At 59.9% G+C, this 14,404-nt stretch carries 13 protein-coding genes; 5 read left to right on the forward strand and 8 right to left on the reverse strand.

Translation table 11 applies throughout. The annotated features are described in order from the left end of the window. Window positions 1-373: 373 nt before the first annotated feature. The gene (locus tag HKN37_02090) at window positions 374-1,378 is read right to left on the reverse strand and encodes an NAD(P)-dependent alcohol dehydrogenase (GenBank protein ID NNE45430.1); all 1,005 of its coding nucleotides are present in this window, start codon (window positions 1,376-1,378) and stop codon (window positions 374-376) included. A gap of 259 nt (window positions 1,379-1,637) precedes the next feature. Here HKN37_02090 and HKN37_02095 point away from each other — a divergent pair, with 259 nt between their 5' ends. Beyond that, window positions 1,638-2,090, forward strand: coding sequence for a hypothetical protein (locus tag HKN37_02095; GenBank protein ID NNE45431.1), 453 nt, complete (start codon window positions 1,638-1,640; stop codon window positions 2,088-2,090). Here HKN37_02095 and HKN37_02100 read toward each other — a convergent pair. From HKN37_02100 to HKN37_02110, 3 genes are all read right to left on the reverse strand, one after another. Next, the gene (locus HKN37_02100; protein ID NNE45432.1) at window positions 2,077-2,784 is read right to left on the reverse strand and encodes a thioredoxin family protein; all 708 of its coding nucleotides are present in this window, start codon (window positions 2,782-2,784) and stop codon (window positions 2,077-2,079) included. The genes HKN37_02095 and HKN37_02100 overlap by 14 nt on opposite strands. A gap of 1 nt (window position 2,785) precedes the next feature. Then, entirely contained in the window at window positions 2,786-3,304 is a 519-nt protein-coding gene (locus HKN37_02105) for a TlpA family protein disulfide reductase (GenBank protein ID NNE45433.1), read from the reverse strand. A 256-nt stretch (window positions 3,305-3,560) separates the two neighbouring features. Next, window positions 3,561-3,818 carry a hypothetical protein gene (locus HKN37_02110; protein ID NNE45434.1) on the reverse strand — a complete coding sequence of 86 codons (258 nt, stop codon included), beginning with the start codon at window positions 3,816-3,818 and terminating at the stop codon, window positions 3,561-3,563. Window positions 3,819-3,840: 22 nt separating this feature from the next. Here HKN37_02110 and HKN37_02115 point away from each other — a divergent pair, with 22 nt between their 5' ends. Further along, window positions 3,841-6,060, forward strand: coding sequence for a molybdopterin-dependent oxidoreductase (locus tag HKN37_02115; protein NNE45435.1), 2,220 nt, complete (start codon window positions 3,841-3,843; stop codon window positions 6,058-6,060). Then, window positions 6,057-6,278, forward strand: a complete 222-nt coding sequence (locus HKN37_02120; GenBank protein ID NNE45436.1) for a hypothetical protein — start codon at window positions 6,057-6,059, stop codon at window positions 6,276-6,278. The genes HKN37_02115 and HKN37_02120 overlap by 4 nt, the downstream gene beginning before the upstream one ends. 869 nt (window positions 6,279-7,147) lie before the next feature. On the opposite strand, the gene HKN37_02125 is transcribed toward HKN37_02120, so the two are convergent. The 3 genes from HKN37_02125 to HKN37_02135 all read right to left on the reverse strand — a co-directional run bounded on the left by HKN37_02125 (window position 7,148) and on the right by HKN37_02135 (window position 8,759). Further along, complete coding sequence (locus tag HKN37_02125) at window positions 7,148-7,456, reverse strand: type II toxin-antitoxin system RelE/ParE family toxin (protein NNE45437.1); 309 nt, start codon at window positions 7,454-7,456, stop codon at window positions 7,148-7,150. Further along, entirely contained in the window at window positions 7,453-7,671 is a 219-nt protein-coding gene (locus tag HKN37_02130; protein NNE45438.1) for a hypothetical protein, read from the reverse strand. The genes HKN37_02125 and HKN37_02130 overlap by 4 nt, the downstream gene beginning before the upstream one ends. Window positions 7,672-7,757: 86 nt before the next feature. Further along, window positions 7,758-8,759, reverse strand: a complete 1,002-nt coding sequence (locus HKN37_02135) for a linear amide C-N hydrolase (GenBank protein NNE45439.1) — start codon at window positions 8,757-8,759, stop codon at window positions 7,758-7,760. A gap of 796 nt (window positions 8,760-9,555) precedes the next feature. Here HKN37_02135 and HKN37_02140 point away from each other — a divergent pair. After that, entirely contained in the window at window positions 9,556-9,786 is a 231-nt protein-coding gene (locus HKN37_02140) for a helix-turn-helix domain-containing protein (protein ID NNE45440.1), read from the forward strand. Further along, window positions 9,776-10,855 (forward strand): tyrosine-type recombinase/integrase, encoded by a 1,080-nt coding sequence (locus HKN37_02145; GenBank protein ID NNE45441.1) that lies wholly within the window; start codon window positions 9,776-9,778, stop codon window positions 10,853-10,855. Before HKN37_02140 ends, HKN37_02145 begins: the two co-directional genes overlap by 11 nt. A gap of 528 nt (window positions 10,856-11,383) precedes the next feature. Here HKN37_02145 and HKN37_02150 read toward each other — a convergent pair. Continuing rightward, window positions 11,384-14,023 carry a penicillin acylase family protein gene (locus HKN37_02150; protein ID NNE45442.1) on the reverse strand — a complete coding sequence of 880 codons (2,640 nt, stop codon included), beginning with the start codon at window positions 14,021-14,023 and terminating at the stop codon, window positions 11,384-11,386. Window positions 14,024-14,404: the final 381 nt, after the last annotated feature.

Here is a 14,404-nt window from a genome sequence, read left to right on the forward strand (position 1 = left end):
GCTAAGTGCCCGACTTCGTTGGTTGCGGGGGCCAGATTTGAACTGACGACCTTCGGGTTATGAGCTCTACAACCGCCAATTTCTTCGCTTCAGTCAATCCCAACATTTGAGACACTTTAACAACGATAACTGAGACTTAGTTGCACTGGCCGGCGCTCGGGACCGTCATCCCATATCAGGCCATTCCAGATCTTCGCGTCAAATACGCGTCAAAGTCCAAGCCGCCTCGTGTTGGATGAGTTCCGACTCAGCGCTCCTCACATCGCTCGCCCGGAAGGCGATTCAGAAGACCTGGCATGAGGGGACCTGGTGGACAGCCAGCACTCGGATTACAACGACCGAAAACGGCTTCTTCAGAGACACACAGCACCCCTTAGATCGATAGCGTGATCTTCCCGAAATGCTTCTGGCTCTCTTGATAGGCAAAGGCGTCCGCGATTTGATCCAATGGGAAATCTTTGTCCAGGACCGGCTTGATCCCGCTTGCCTCGATCGCGGCGATCATGTCTTCCTGATGTTCGGCTGAGCCAACGGTGATGCCGGACATGGTAAGGTTCTTAGTAAGGAACGCTGCTGTCGGCACTTCGCCTGACAAGCCGGTTAGCACACCAATCAGGGAGATATGCCCGCCAACTCGGCTTGCTTCTATGGATTGAGCCAAAGTGCCCGCTCCGCCAATCTCGACCACTTCATCGACGCCGCGTCCGCCCGTCAATTCGAGTGCCTGGCGGCCCCATTCCGGTGTTTTCTTGTAGTTGATGAGATGATCTGCGCCGAGCGCTTTCATGCGCTTAAGCTTCTCATCTGAAGATGATGTCGAAATCACACGCGCACCAGCCGCTTTGGCAAATTGCAACGCGAATACAGACACGCCGCCGGTCCCCTGGGTCAGCACCCAATCGCCGGGCTTCACAGATCCCTCAACAAACATACCTCGCCATGCTGTCAGCGCCGCGCAAGGCAGCGTTGCCGCTTCGGTGAAGGAGTAGCCTTCCGGCATGCGGGTGAATGCAGTTTCAGGCAGCGCGACAAGCTCAGCGGCAAACCCGTCGGTTCCATCACCTGGCACACTGCCAAATCCCAGCGCATCGATGGATCCCTTCAGCCAATTTGGAAAGAACAGGCTGAGGACATGGTCGCCCGTCTTGAATTTCGATGCACCTTCGCCAACAGCGATCACTTCACCGGCGCCATCGGACATCGGGATGCGTCCATCCTCAGTCGGTATCATGCCCATGATGACAAAAAAATCGTGATAGTTGAGCGACGATGCACGCATACGCACGAGAATTTCTCCAGGGCCCGGAACCGGATCAGGGCGCTCTTCGATGATCAGTTTTCCAGGACCACCTGGCGTCTTGACGGCAGCAACTTTCATGGCGTGTCCTCTATTAGTTTAGCGGGCGGAGGTTTCCGCATGCACCGCTCATCAAGACAAGCCAGTCTTGGACTTTGCGGATTGGTTGAATACCCTACTTGGAAGGCGCGATTACAATAAACCTGTTTCATGGTCTGCCCAATAACGGTCTTTCAGCAACCTCTTGTATGGTTTTCCGGTTGGAAGTCTCGGAAGTTCTGATTCAAAAGCTATCGATCTTGGACATTTTTGCCTAGACAGATTTGCGACACAAAACGCCATGCTGGTCAGCCGCAAGAACCACGAGGCGTACACACTGGACGCGAAATTCGGCTCTCCGTCTGCGCCTGATGGGCTAAGAGAGCCCCTAGAGTCGGTTCGAGCGCTGTTCGAACACGTAGTTCAGGAGTCACTTGCAGACGCCACGAAGCGGGGCTGTCTATTGGTCAACACAGCGGTGAACCTCCAGTCTCAAACCGAGGAGATCAAGATGCTCGTGACCGCCGCGCTCGCCGATTTTCGTCAGTTCTTTGTTCGGCTGATCGAGCATGGAAAGATTCGCGGCGAGATCTCGAACGAGGTCGAGACTGAGGCCGCCGCTGCCGGCCTACTCGGGATGTTCATTGGGATTCGCGTGATGGCTCGCGGGGCGTTCCAACCCGAGACATTGGAACGAATGGGAGGGCAAGCGCTGGCTATGCTTCCTCCGCCTGCGGCTCCTACCGAAACTTGATCGAGCAACCGATCGCCCGTGTCTCGGCCACCTCGACGGGTTGGTCCGCCAGCAGCGCATCGAGCGCGTCCTTCAAGAAGTGTTGGCTTACGTCGGCGATGTCCGGGTTGTCGTCCACGGCACCATGGTAGACGAGGCGTTGTTCCGCATCGAAGAGATACACCTCCGGCGTCTTCTTCGCGCCGTAGGCTCGCGCTATGTTCGAGGTCACGTCCATCGCGTAGGGAAATTCAAGGCTGAGTTGTCTAGCGCGTGCCTGCATTGCCTCGAATCCGTCGATCGGGAACACGCTTGGGTCGTTCGAGTTAATGGCAACTACACCGATTCCGCGGGGATCATAGGTGTTGCCAAGCTTCGCGATGCGACCTTCCCAGGCCTGTGACCACGGGCAATGATTGCAAGTGAAGATGACCAGCGTGCCTCGGGCTCCTGCGCTGCTCTCGATCGTGACCATTTCTCCGTCGACGTTTCTCATTTTTTCGCGGAGCATCGGCGCACGATCTCCAAGTTTGAGACTCACGCTCTTCGACGAGGGCGCTGGGGTTGGCGCCGGCGTGGTCTCAACCTTCTTCGGAGTAGCCGCTGGGGTCGATGGTGGCTCCTGCGCGTTCGCGTCCGTGCGCCGCTCACAGGCAGTGAGATTCCAGAGCATGGCTGCGAGCAGAACGACATGGAGCTGCAGTGTAGTGTTCATCTTATGGCTCTCGTGGTTCTTCCTTCAGTAGATCTCGAATGCTAGCCTCCAGCACCTCCAGGTTCACCGAGCCCTCCCAAAGGTGGCGAGCGACGCCTTGCGAGTCGAACAGCACGGTAGCGGGCAGCGCCCCGGACCATTCGGGATGGAGGGCCGGGATGAAGGCCTGGTCGCTTCCCGCCTTGATGTACCCTGGCATCGGCACCCCCTGAGCCTTCAGAAACGAGATCGCCTCCCCGCGGTTGGCAGCGAGATCAGTGGAGATGAAGAGTGTCGCTAGACCCTGCGGTCCGTAGGCACGACCCACTCGCCGCAGAGCCGGGAACTCCTCAACACAGGGCGCACACCACGTAGACCACATGTTCACCAAGACGCCGCGCGCTTCAGTCGCACGGACAAGGGGCTGGATGTCCCCCGGTCGCACTTCCACGAGGCTCGCGAGTGTCTCAGCGCCCACCTGGTCCCGGTTGGTTTGTTCGCACGCTGATGTAACGGTCCCGATCGCAAGCAACGAGCTCAAGATACGGGCTAGGTTTCCCGTTGGGCCCGGAGTCTTGGCTGGCGCCCACCGAATCGCGGAAACCGCGCGCGGAGTTTCCCGGCAATCTCGGAACCGTTTCATAGGGCATTGGCGAGTGTAGGTCGTCAGAAGATTTCGGACAAGCGGGGGCGTTTTGTTTGCGTCCGCTCGACCCCGCGCCAAGGTCCACCCCGACGGAGGTGTCATGTACGTATCGAACCAGTCTTAGCGTTCTCCTGTGTGCGGGTGAAGTCCTTCACGAACCCGGCGTATACACGCCGCGCTCGACGTCCATCGCCGTATCGACGATTGTGTACAGGGCAAAGAAATCCTCCGCGGAAGCGGTGCGTGACATGGATTGAAGGCCGATCGTCAACGCCATCAACGTGGTCGCAAGCACATCCCCACGGGATGGGTCGCCCACCGAGCCGGGCCACCACGGTGGCAATCGGGCAGGGTATGTTTTATTGCTCCTTTCGACGATCCTCAGCCAGGAGCCCTTCATGCCATCCATCTACTCCGTCGATCCCACCGAGATGTCCGCGCCACGGCATCCGAGCCGGACCAAGCCAGGTGTGGAAACCAAGCGGACGCTGTGCGCAACCTGCGACGTCTCGTGCAACGTCGTCACCGAGGTCAAGAAGGGCCGGGTCGTTCGCGTCCGTTCGAGCGACAACCCCATCTTTCGCGACAACATCTGCATGAAGGGCATCGTCGCGCCCAAGGCGTTTGCCCACCCGAACCGCCTGATGCATCCGCTCAAGCGTGTCGGCGAACGCGGCTCCGGCAAGTGGGAGCAGGTGAGCTGGGACGAGGCGATGACCGACATTGCCGCGCGGCTTCAGGCCATCATCGACCGCGACGGGCCCGAGGCGTGGGCGGTGTCGACGAGTCAGTGGAACACCGCGACCGATCACGGTCTCGGACGCCGGCTGATGAACCACCTGGGGTCCCCGAACTGGATCAGCGGCGTGGCACTTTGCGCGGGCAACACCGCGGCCATCAATCGAATGACGTACGGCTGGTTTCCCTTCGCCGACTTCCCCAACACGAACTGCATCGTGCTCATCGGCCACAACCCCCGACGCAACAGCTGGGTGCCCGTCTACAATCAGATTCGTCGTGCGCAGGCGCGCGGCGCCAAGCTCATCGTCCTCGATCCGCGCAAGAGCTCGAATGCGGAGCTGGCCGATGTCTGGTTGCCACTCCGCGCAGGCACCGACACCGCAATGTTGTTCGGCTGGCTCAAGGTCATCTTCGACGAAGGGCTCTACGACAAAGATTTCGTCGAGAACTGGACGGTCGGATTCGACGAGCTCCGCGCGCGCGTGGACGAGTTTCCGCTCGACCGCGTTGCGAAGATCACCGGCTGCGATCCAGAGGAGATTCGAAAGGCGGCTCGCATTTACGCGACGCACGGGCCAGCGGTGATCCCTTGGACCCCGATCACCGACATGCAGCGAAACAGCACGTCGGGGATTCGACTTCAATCGATTCTTCGTTCGGTCTGTGGCTACGTCGACGTGCCGGGCGGCGAGGCGCTCCAAGGCTTCCACCCACACGTCATCCCCGAGTCCAAAATTGAAGCGCACGAAATGCTCTCGGAAGAGCAGAAGGCGAAGCAGCTCGGTTCGGACACGCACCCTGCTTTCACGTATCGCGGACAGGCCGGTCTTCTCGAGCACACGAAACGCGTCTGGGGGTACGAGTACACAAATCAGGTTACCGGATGCTTCATGGCCAACCCGTCAGCGACGTTCCGCGCCATGGCCGGAGAGGGCCGGTATCCGGTGAAAGCGTTCTTTTCGCTTGGGAACAATACGCTCCTCAGCTTCGCCAACATGCCGCTCATTCTCAAAGGGATGATGAATCAAGATCTCATCGTCGTGCACGAACAGTTCATGACCCCCACCGCACAGCTTGCCGACTATGTGCTTCCCGGCGACAGCTGGCTCGAGCGGCCTTGGCTGCACGACTCGTTTGGCTGGAGCTCGATGGTGCGGCCCTCGCAGAAGTCGATGGAACCACTTGGCGAGTGCGAAAGCACGTTCTCGGTATGGAAGCGGCTAGCGACTGCGATGGGCCGCGGTGACATCATCCCGTGGGACACTCTCGAGGACTTCTACGACTACCGGCTCGAACCCTCGGGCATGAGTTGGGCGGAATTCTCGGAGTCCTACGAGATTTACTTCGGACCACTCGAGTTCCGAAAGTACGAAAAGACCGGTTTCGCCACTCCGAGTGGGAAGGTCGAGCTCAAGTCGTCGATCCTGGAGGGACTCGGGTTCGACCCCCTTCCCTACTTCCGCGACGACCCGCCCCCGAACCCGGAGTACCCGCTGATGATGTTCACCGGCGTACGCGAAGACGAGTTCTTCCAAACCGGGCAACGACACGTCCCCGAGCTTCGCGCGCGAAAGCCCGAACCCAATCTCTTCGTGAGCCCCGGAACCGCGAAGGCGCAAGGCATCGCCGAGGGCGACTGGGCGGAGGTCATCAATCCGACCGGTAGCGCCGCCATGCAGGTCCTGGTGAAGGACGCCATGCCCGACGGGCTCGTGCGAATTCCCCACGGTTGGTGGAAGCCCGAAATGAAGCAAGGTGCGGGTCACCTCTCCGGTGCCCTGGCCCACGCAGACGCGCAGCTCTGTCCCGACGACGAAGATTTCTTGGATCGCGAACAGGGCGTCCCGCACCTGAAGGGCATCCCATGTCGGATCGAGCGGCTCGACGCGCCGCCGGAGGGCGCGCAATGAAACGCTTCCTAGAAGACACGAAGGCGCGCATCGTTCAATGGCTTGGCCAACGCGCGTCGCGCGACATCAACTTCGTCGACCGACTATGTCGGCGCCTCCTCGATCGCGTCCTCCGTTTACCACCCGAGAACGATTTTCTGAGAGATGAGTGGGTCGACTCCGATGTCGGATTCGACCCCGATGAGCTCGATCGCTACCAACGAGGCGAAACGGAATAGCGCCCACGACCTCGACGCACCTCTCTAGCCTCGCCTCACCTCGACCACGCTGCGAAGGTGAGCGGCACCGCACGCCACCGGCAAAAAGAAAGGCACCTAGCTCATTCGCTAAGTGCCTGACTTCGTTGGTTGCGGGGGCCAGATTTGTTTGGCGTTGTACGAGGCCGAAGCGGAGTGGGCGCCAGTCCACGGAGCCGGCCGAGTATCGTCGCCACTGAATCTGGCACAAAACGGGAAAAGGCCGGCTCGAAGGAGCCGGCCTTGACCATGGTTGCGGGGGCCAGATTTGAACTGACGACCTTCGGGTTATGAGTTCACAAAGCCCGGTGCTCGCCGACCAACACAACCCATCGTAATCGCTACAAGACCACAATGAAGACCAGGAGTTAGTCCCTTCGCCATGTTCATGGGTCGTCACTTCGTATCATTCGATTTCACATCCTTAAGGCACCCTCAGGTCACCGGGCGCGCTTGGACGTAGTCAGTTCGCTCGCTTGGATCCGCGGCACCTCACGTCAGCGTCGCGGACCTCCAAGAAACTGAGACGTCGTCCTCAAAAAGGGGACGGAACGCAAAGAAGATCGTCTCACTTACCCCCGAGCCATGTGAATCGGGTGAACTGCGAACGTCGGGATCAAACGAAGCGACAACCTCATGCTCCCAAAGCAACGAAGCCGGCCAAACACAGCATCGCGCAAACAAACGGAACTCAAGAGAAACCCAAACATGACCGGGACTTGCGCGCATCGCCGTGTTTGCGGTTCCTCACTTCATATCACTTGATTTCACATCGACACGTCAACGTCAGGTCAACGAGAACGATCTGACCAAGGCGCTTCTCTCACCGACCCGACTAGCGCCGTTGTCGCTCAGGGTACGGGCGGACTGCTGCCGCGTGCACGACTCCAGACGGCAGCGATGAGTATCTCGGTCGCTTCGCGGTCGACCGAATAGAAGACCGCGTAAGGTGTGCCCTCGATCAACAAGCGCCGCACGCCGGGCAACTGAATATCGTCGCACGGTCGCCCGATACTAGGCATCCGGGAGATGTGGCCAACTACTGCGCTGAGTGCTTCCTTGAAGCTCGTTCGGGCAGCGGGCCGGTTCGCAGCCCACCAACCCTCTAGCTCACGCACTTGCCGCTCCGCTTCGGGCGAGATGCGGACGCGAAAACTCACAGCTCTTTCATGAACTCTTGGATGGAACGGCCCTTTCCCGCCTCACCTTGCGCAAGCCCACGCCGCACCGATGCCCGGAGTCTTTCCAAGTCGTCTTCGCTCAGGCTCTCAAAGCCATCTTCCGCGCGAACGGCGTTCAGAACAGTACGCACCGCGTCGAGCTCCTCGTCGGCCAGCGCATCGATCAATGCATGGATCTCGGACCGGGTTCCCATTGAAACTAGTCTAAGCCCAACATGTGTACCCGTCTAGGCTCCGCTCCAGCTGGAGGTTGGGCAATCCCTTCTGTCGCTCCACGAACTCACCGCGATTTCGGGGTCGGCTTCCAGGCCACCGTCGTACCAGCCTCCTGCCACTTGATCGGCTTCGCACGCTTGAACTTCCCCGACACCTCTCCGCTGGCTTCGAGGTGAGAAGCCAGATCGAACATCTGGATCGGGGCCCCCTTGCGCAGATTCAGCTTGTCCAGATCGATCCAAACCACATTGGGCATGTCGGTGAACTCGAAATAGTAGCGTTTGTTCGTGAGGTCACTCACTGTGTGCCATAGGGTTGCCGCGATGTTGGGCCGCTCGGGATCGTTCGCGCCGATCGGTGTGGCCTGGTTCCGCATGACAGACAAAACGCCTGCGACCGCTTGCTGATAGGAATCTGGCTGCGCGGGAAGCTTCGTTAGGTAGTAGGCGCCTCGAACGAATCGATCCGCCGCTTCGGAAGTTCCAGGCAGGGGTTTCTTACCACCCAGCCCCTCATACTGCTTCAGCAAGACGAGCTGCTCATCGTAGGGCGGCGAGTTCGTCATCACGGTGTACTGCTTGCCGTGATGAATGACAACCTCACCGTCGAGGATTTCGATGATCGCAGAGTCACCGGACGCGTCGGCCAGAGACAAGTGCACGGGTGAAGCGACCTTCACCGCGTGGTGCTTGATCATGAGAGGTTGTACCTGAAACGACTTGCTCGCTTTCACCGCGTCGGCGACCGTTGCGAAGTTGTCTAGGTAATACTGCGTCCAAAGTGAAACGGAGAGCCCCGGTCTGGCAGTGTCACGATCGCCGTACTTCGACTCCGCCAGGTACAGCAGGTTCACGCTCAGCCCCGCTTCGTTCATTCCGTCGGCGGTTGCACAATCCCAAACGCTGGCCACGATACTGCCGTACTTCGAGGTCCACTTGAGCGGGTTGGCTTCCGTCATCCCTTGGCGCTTGATCCCTTTCGGCATGACGTACAGCTTGGTCCCCATCTTCGCGGTCCAATCCATGTTCCTACCGACCAGAACGGGCTGCCCCTTGGCGGTCCACATGCTTCGTGAGCAAGCATCAGCACTCGGGCCGAAGCTGGCCAAGCCGGCCAAGCAGGACGCAGCAGCAGCAACAACAAGCCACGGAGTCAACTTTGTCATGCTTCTCATTTTCATTTCCTTTTTTTCGTAAGCTGGTTTGGCATGACTTGGTTTTCCTGGCCAGTCTAATCGACCCGAAATTGATAAACTCTCCCGTCCCTTATTGTTTCGGACACGCGCAATGCTTTGTTTCTAGGGCACGCCATCGGCTACGGCCACTGCACCGCATGAACGTACCAGCTATGCTCTGCCTCCTTCGCGATGCTGCGTAACGCTGAACCGCCCGTCACCATGATCAGTCTCGAACGAATCGTTCCGACGTTGGGTACACGCCTGGAGGCAGTCGGCGAGCGCCTGGATCGTCTCGGGAGGACAACCCGCAACGGCGGAGCGCGCGAATAAGCCGAAGGCGTTGAGCGCGTCATCAAGTGCCGAGCGTGAACGCAAGAGACGTTAGCGTGAGGCACTTGCAGTTTTGTTGGCAGACAAAACTCCACCTTGCCCCAACAAGTTGGGTCCCATGCTGTCACACGGAGTGCACACGGAGTGCACACGGAGTGCACTCAGAGTCACACGCTGACCAATCGCCTGCGGGGAGCCCGACGCGAAAAAAAATCACGAGCCAGGACAACATTTTGGGGGGCAAAACCGATAATAGAGGTGGACGGTTCCGCGCATTGCGCGCGAGGGCGGTCCGTCAGGAAAGGGCGATGGTTCACGGGGGGTCACAGTCGATGCAAGCGAGGAGATTCTGCTGATGCAGGACGCTACACAAGCGCCGACGTGGCTCACCTACACGCAAGCGGCATCCTATACGGGCTGGTCAGTCGGTCACCTGCGAAACCTCGTCTCGGCGGGGCAAATACCCGTCTACGGACGGGCGCGCGTACGCCGGTTCCGCCGGGATATGTTAGACCTCTATCTGACGAACCCGGACATGGCGATGCGGACGTTCCTGGCAGAAAGGACCGAACCGTATGGCCGTTAGAAAGCGAGCCAACTCTTGGCAATACGACTTCAAGCTCCAAGGCCACCGGCGCCAGCGAAAGGCTGGCTTCAAGACGAGGGCCGAGGCGCGCGAAGCCGAACGAAGGGTGCGCGAAGATCTAATCTCAGGTCACAAGCGCATCCAATTTGCCGACGCGTACGAACAGTACATGTCAGCGACCACCATGAAGGATCGCAGTCGGGACTCCTACGGGAATCTCTGGCCGCAGATCAAACCCGTGCTGGGACACCTCTTCATCGAGGAAGTGGACACCGCAGCGATGGACGCGCTGAAGCGCGCCCTTCCCTCCCGGCTCGGACCAAAATCGGTCAACAATCGACTCGCCTTGGTGCGAGCCGTTCTACGGTTCTGTTGGAAACGGGGGCTCTTAGCTGCGGTGCCCTACGTCCCGACCGAACGAACCCCGAAGAAGCAACCGAAGTGGTACTCGGAGGCGGAGCGAGACCGGTTCTTGACCGGAATGTTCGAGCTCCAACCCGAATGGTACCTCTTCTTCTACCTCTCGGCCCGACTCGGGCTTCGCGTCTCGGAGGTCTACGCCATCGCGCGGAGCCGACTCCGAGACATCCCACCCCAGTTGGTCATCGACCGCGGGGTTCAACGCGGCACCAAAGACCGGGCAGCCATGCTGGTCAGCCGCAAGAACAACGAGGCCTACGTGCTGGACGTGACCGAGGACATCCTCGACGCAATCCGGTGGCATATCCGGCAGGGATACGCCGGTCGCGAGTTTCTGTTCAGCAAGGACGGGAGCTTTCCTCGCTACATCGACAGCTACAAACGCCCGATGGTCGTCGTCCAGCGGGCGCTTGGGCTTCGACCACTCAGTCACCACGCCCTCGGGCGCCACTCGGTCGCAAGCCAAGCGGTGACCAGCGGGCACTCCATCAAGGCTGTACAAGCGCAGCTTGGACATCGTTCAGAGCAGAGTACGCACGTCTACGCGCACCTTGGATCGGGTGCACAGCTGCGTTTGGTCGAGTCTTTGCAGCCTGCTGCAGCACCGCACGGCACCCTCAGGGCACCGAGCAAAAAGAAAGGCACCTAGCCCATTCGCTAAGTGCCCGACTTCGTTGGTTGCGGGGGCCCGTTACGCACAGCGTTGTCCGGTGGAGTTTGGGGTACCGATGGAGGTCGTGATTGCTGCGTAGCTGGTCGAAGAACGCAATGAAATCGTGGCACCCGCTGCCGAACCTGTCGCCATCCACCGCTGAAGCTGGCCGCAGGTGGACCCCACCACTTCGACGAAGTGCCCTAAGCTGCCGCCTAGCGAGAGGGCGCTTGGAATCGAACTGCAGGGAACTCACCCGATTCGGAAGATTCTCCAACGGTTTCGCGCACTGGTGTCGATGTGAACACGTCCGAAGAACACGAGCAAGACGCGTTGCCGGACGTTCTCATGACAATGTCACAAGTCCCTTTGCCCGATGTGGCGCGTGAGCTCGCGGAGGTCTGGGCGATGTTCGATGCGTTCGATGCGCTGCGGCGGGAAGCGCGAACTCTAGCGCCGGACATCGCATGTCTCGCCCCCTGAAAGCGCCGCGCTGAGGTCCACAACCACGCCAGAGCGAAGGTGTCACTTGAAGGTGATGGTTCTCACCGCGTTGGCCTTGGCTTGCTCGATGTCGAACACCAAGTCGATGGGCTCCCCACTGAGGTACTTGAACAGCAGGTCGTCGTAGTCGTCCGAGCTGATGTGGCCTGACTGGCCCCCGGGCACCTCGATGGTGCAACGTGGACCCGTGGGCAGCGCCTCGCAGATCCGACGTAGCGTCGACCCATCTCGCTGAACGAAACCCGATGACTCCAGGACAGGATTGGTGGGGCTGATCGTTAGAGCTCCCCCCTCGTTCGCAAAGAGTGGCTGGCCGGGCGGGTTGTTGTATGTCGAGATCCCGAAATTGGCGAGGTCGGAACTCAAAACCATGCCTTGTGCTCGACCCCACGCCCACTTTGTCTCGTCTTCTCCTAGAGCGAGGTCGGTGATGAGAAGCCGACCCGCTTCATCAAAGCACCCCTCGATCACCTGATACTTGGTTTCTTCCTCTGGAGTGGCCGGGTCGTCCCAATACACGTCCCCTTTGCGTAGTCGGCTCGGATCAGACACGGAGTAGAAGTACACCCAGCGATAGACCGTGGGTTGGTTCCTCGGTGCCAAGTCGCACTTGTAGTACACGGCGTGAAATGCGGCACAGCCCGATGACTCGAGGAGCTCTTGGGGATCGTCCGTGAGCGGAGAGTCCGTGTAGTAGCCGTTGACTCCCGTCGGGCAGGTAAGCGATTCCCACGCCTCGAGGGCGTTCAGAACCTTCTGTCCGGTTTCCGTCAACGTCGTCAGGTCTGAGTTCGCGATTTCGATGAACCCTGGCAGCATGCGCTCGGCGAGCACCGAATGCGTGTCGTGCTGCATGCTGTGCATCGTGTCGGTGGTGTGCTCGGACCCGATCTCTTCGATCAGGTCCGTGATCCGTGTGTGGCGAGCACCAAGCACGGGGACGAACGTCTGCAAAGGCGGATAGCCGTCGTTGGTCGGGTCGCCGTCAAGCAGGGCCCCGGTCATGTCATTGTTGGCCGTGGCGATGAAGCCCTCGCTTGGATTCAAGGCTTGCGGAAGGTCCTCGTAGGTGAAGTACTCCATCCACTCATAGCAACGCTCCGGCGTCTCGCAGCGGCCGTCGAGCGGCAGCATGGGATGGGCCTCACCCAGCAGTTCGGTTGCCCAGGTGCGCTTGGGAACGCGCGAGTAGGGGAACCAACCGATGTCGCCCGCGGTGTCCGCGACCACGAGGTTGTTGGCTACCGTGGTGATGTTTCGTAGAGCCGTCCGCGCCTCCACGACACTTCCTGCGACGTTCAACGCCTGTAGATATTCGAGGTCGGTGTCCGCGTCGGCGCCAGTCCAACGGAGCGTAATCGCGACGTCGTTGGCGGCGTCCAACTCGCGCACAGGACCGTGGTGCGGAACGAAGAGAAGCTCCAGCTCCTCCGTGCTCCCATCACTGAAAGTCACGGGGAACGGGACCCGCTTGAGTGGAACGACCTCGCCCTGAAACATCACCCCCATGGGGTCGCCATCCGCATCTTTGACGAGTTGCTCCACGTAGAGGTCGCTCATGTCAAGAAAGGTCCACGTCCCCCCCCATGCGATCTTCTCATTCTGGCCGGTAATGACCCAGGGCAAGGCCGGCGACGTTGCACCGGCGACATGAAGCTGTCCGCTTCCACGAGTCTTTGAGTCCAGATGCGCATAGTAGCTTTCGACTGGCTGGTTCAGTCGAAGATGCGGATCGCCAGCAAACAAGGCGTGACCCGTCGTGCTGCGCGACGGAGCAATCGCCCAATTGTTCGATCCACCCTCCAGGCCTGCTCCGAGAAACGAGCCGAAGAGCTCTTCAGCTTCCTCGAGGCGGCGGTGGAGGCGCTGAAGTGCTGGACCCGCGCGAAGAGATTCATCTTGGGGGCGCTGCGTCGTGGTTAGCCTTTGATCTGCAGAAGCTTCCTGGGACGCTGGTGGCGTCCAGCCCGGGGGAAGAATCGATGATGGAAGCGGACGGGTAGCCCACAGGTCGAAGAACCTGTCGTCGTCCTCGATCGTCTCGCGTGCCACGCCCGCGGCCGCCTCATAGGGTTCCGTGAACCTGGTCTGTGCTGAGACGGACGCCATCACCGCAGCGATGCTGTCCGAGGGCGTCCACTCGGGAACGTCTTCGGGCCCGTACGTAAACGGAAAGCCCTCGAACTCGCGGGGGAAGACGGCATCGTTTCGGCCATTACGCAGGTCATCAATCCATTGGTTGACCCCCGCGCTATAGGCCTCGAGCATGGCAATGGTCTTGTCGGACGCTTGCGTGAGGAGGAACTCCTCAGCCGGCTCACCGTCCCGCGTCGAAAAGAGCGCACGATTCCGGGCTGCAATCTCGGGGACTCCGACGAGCTGAGCCAAGCCCTTGTCGATGATGTCGGTCAGCTGACCCGTGGCGAATCGCCGCCGGAAATCCATCTGCACGAACCGATCGGCCGCGTGGTAGTAGCCGAGCACCATCGCGCAGTCCTCGTCGGTGTCGCAGTCGGCATTGAGGATGCCGTACTCGTCGAAGTAGGCGGTTGCGTTCGGTGGCCAGTCGAGATCGGGCTCTTGCTGCTTGGTTTCGGTGCACCCCACCAACGGAGCCATGCCCAACACGGCAATCCATAGAAGTCCCAGTAAGTACCGCATCACAACCTCCCCGGATTCGCGAATCCGCACACTCATCCTCCAAGGACAACTAGGGTCGCCACGGGATGCGTCACAATACGTAATTCTTTACTCTCCTCTTCAGCGCACATTTTGCGCGGGGGACCCCTGGTGTTCACGCGTGCGAATAAGCCGAAGGCGTTGAGCGCGCGAACCACGGCCAAGCTCGGGACCAAGACCCGAAGCGACGGCCGTGCAGTTTTGTTGGCAGACAAAACTCTCCCTTGCCCTGCAGGAGCGAGTCACAAACTGACGCTGGTTGTCACCGGGAGTCACTCCCTGGCGCTTTCGGTCACAACCGCGACACTTCCTGGCAAGAATGACAGGAAGTGACACGAAGCGTCGCGCGCGCGCCCTCTAGTG

It is taken from the genome of Rhodothermales bacterium (assembly GCA_013002345.1).
Lineage (GTDB): Bacteria > Bacteroidota > Rhodothermia > Rhodothermales > JABDKH01 > JABDKH01.

Excerpts from the sequence above, each read along its gene's own strand:
- HKN37_02090 (NNE45430.1), bottom strand. The coding sequence starts at position 1,378 with ATGAAAGTTGCTGCCGTCAAGACGCCAGGTGGTCCTGGAAAACTGATC.
- HKN37_02095 (NNE45431.1), top strand. The coding sequence starts at position 1,638 with ATGCTGGTCAGCCGCAAGAACCACGAGGCGTACACACTGGACGCGAAA.
- HKN37_02100 (NNE45432.1), bottom strand. The coding sequence starts at position 2,784 with ATGAACACTACACTGCAGCTCCATGTCGTTCTGCTCGCAGCCATGCTC.
- HKN37_02110 (NNE45434.1), bottom strand. The coding sequence starts at position 3,818 with ATGGATGGCATGAAGGGCTCCTGGCTGAGGATCGTCGAAAGGAGCAAT.
- HKN37_02115 (NNE45435.1), top strand. The coding sequence starts at position 3,841 with ATGTCCGCGCCACGGCATCCGAGCCGGACCAAGCCAGGTGTGGAAACC.
- HKN37_02120 (NNE45436.1), top strand. The coding sequence starts at position 6,057 with ATGAAACGCTTCCTAGAAGACACGAAGGCGCGCATCGTTCAATGGCTT.
- HKN37_02130 (NNE45438.1), bottom strand. The coding sequence starts at position 7,671 with ATGGGAACCCGGTCCGAGATCCATGCATTGATCGATGCGCTGGCCGAC.
- HKN37_02135 (NNE45439.1), bottom strand. The coding sequence starts at position 8,759 with ATGTGGACCGCCAAGGGGCAGCCCGTTCTGGTCGGTAGGAACATGGAT.
- HKN37_02140 (NNE45440.1), top strand. The coding sequence starts at position 9,556 with ATGCAGGACGCTACACAAGCGCCGACGTGGCTCACCTACACGCAAGCG.
- HKN37_02145 (NNE45441.1), top strand. The coding sequence starts at position 9,776 with ATGGCCGTTAGAAAGCGAGCCAACTCTTGGCAATACGACTTCAAGCTC.
- HKN37_02150 (NNE45442.1), bottom strand. The coding sequence starts at position 14,023 with ATGCGGTACTTACTGGGACTTCTATGGATTGCCGTGTTGGGCATGGCT.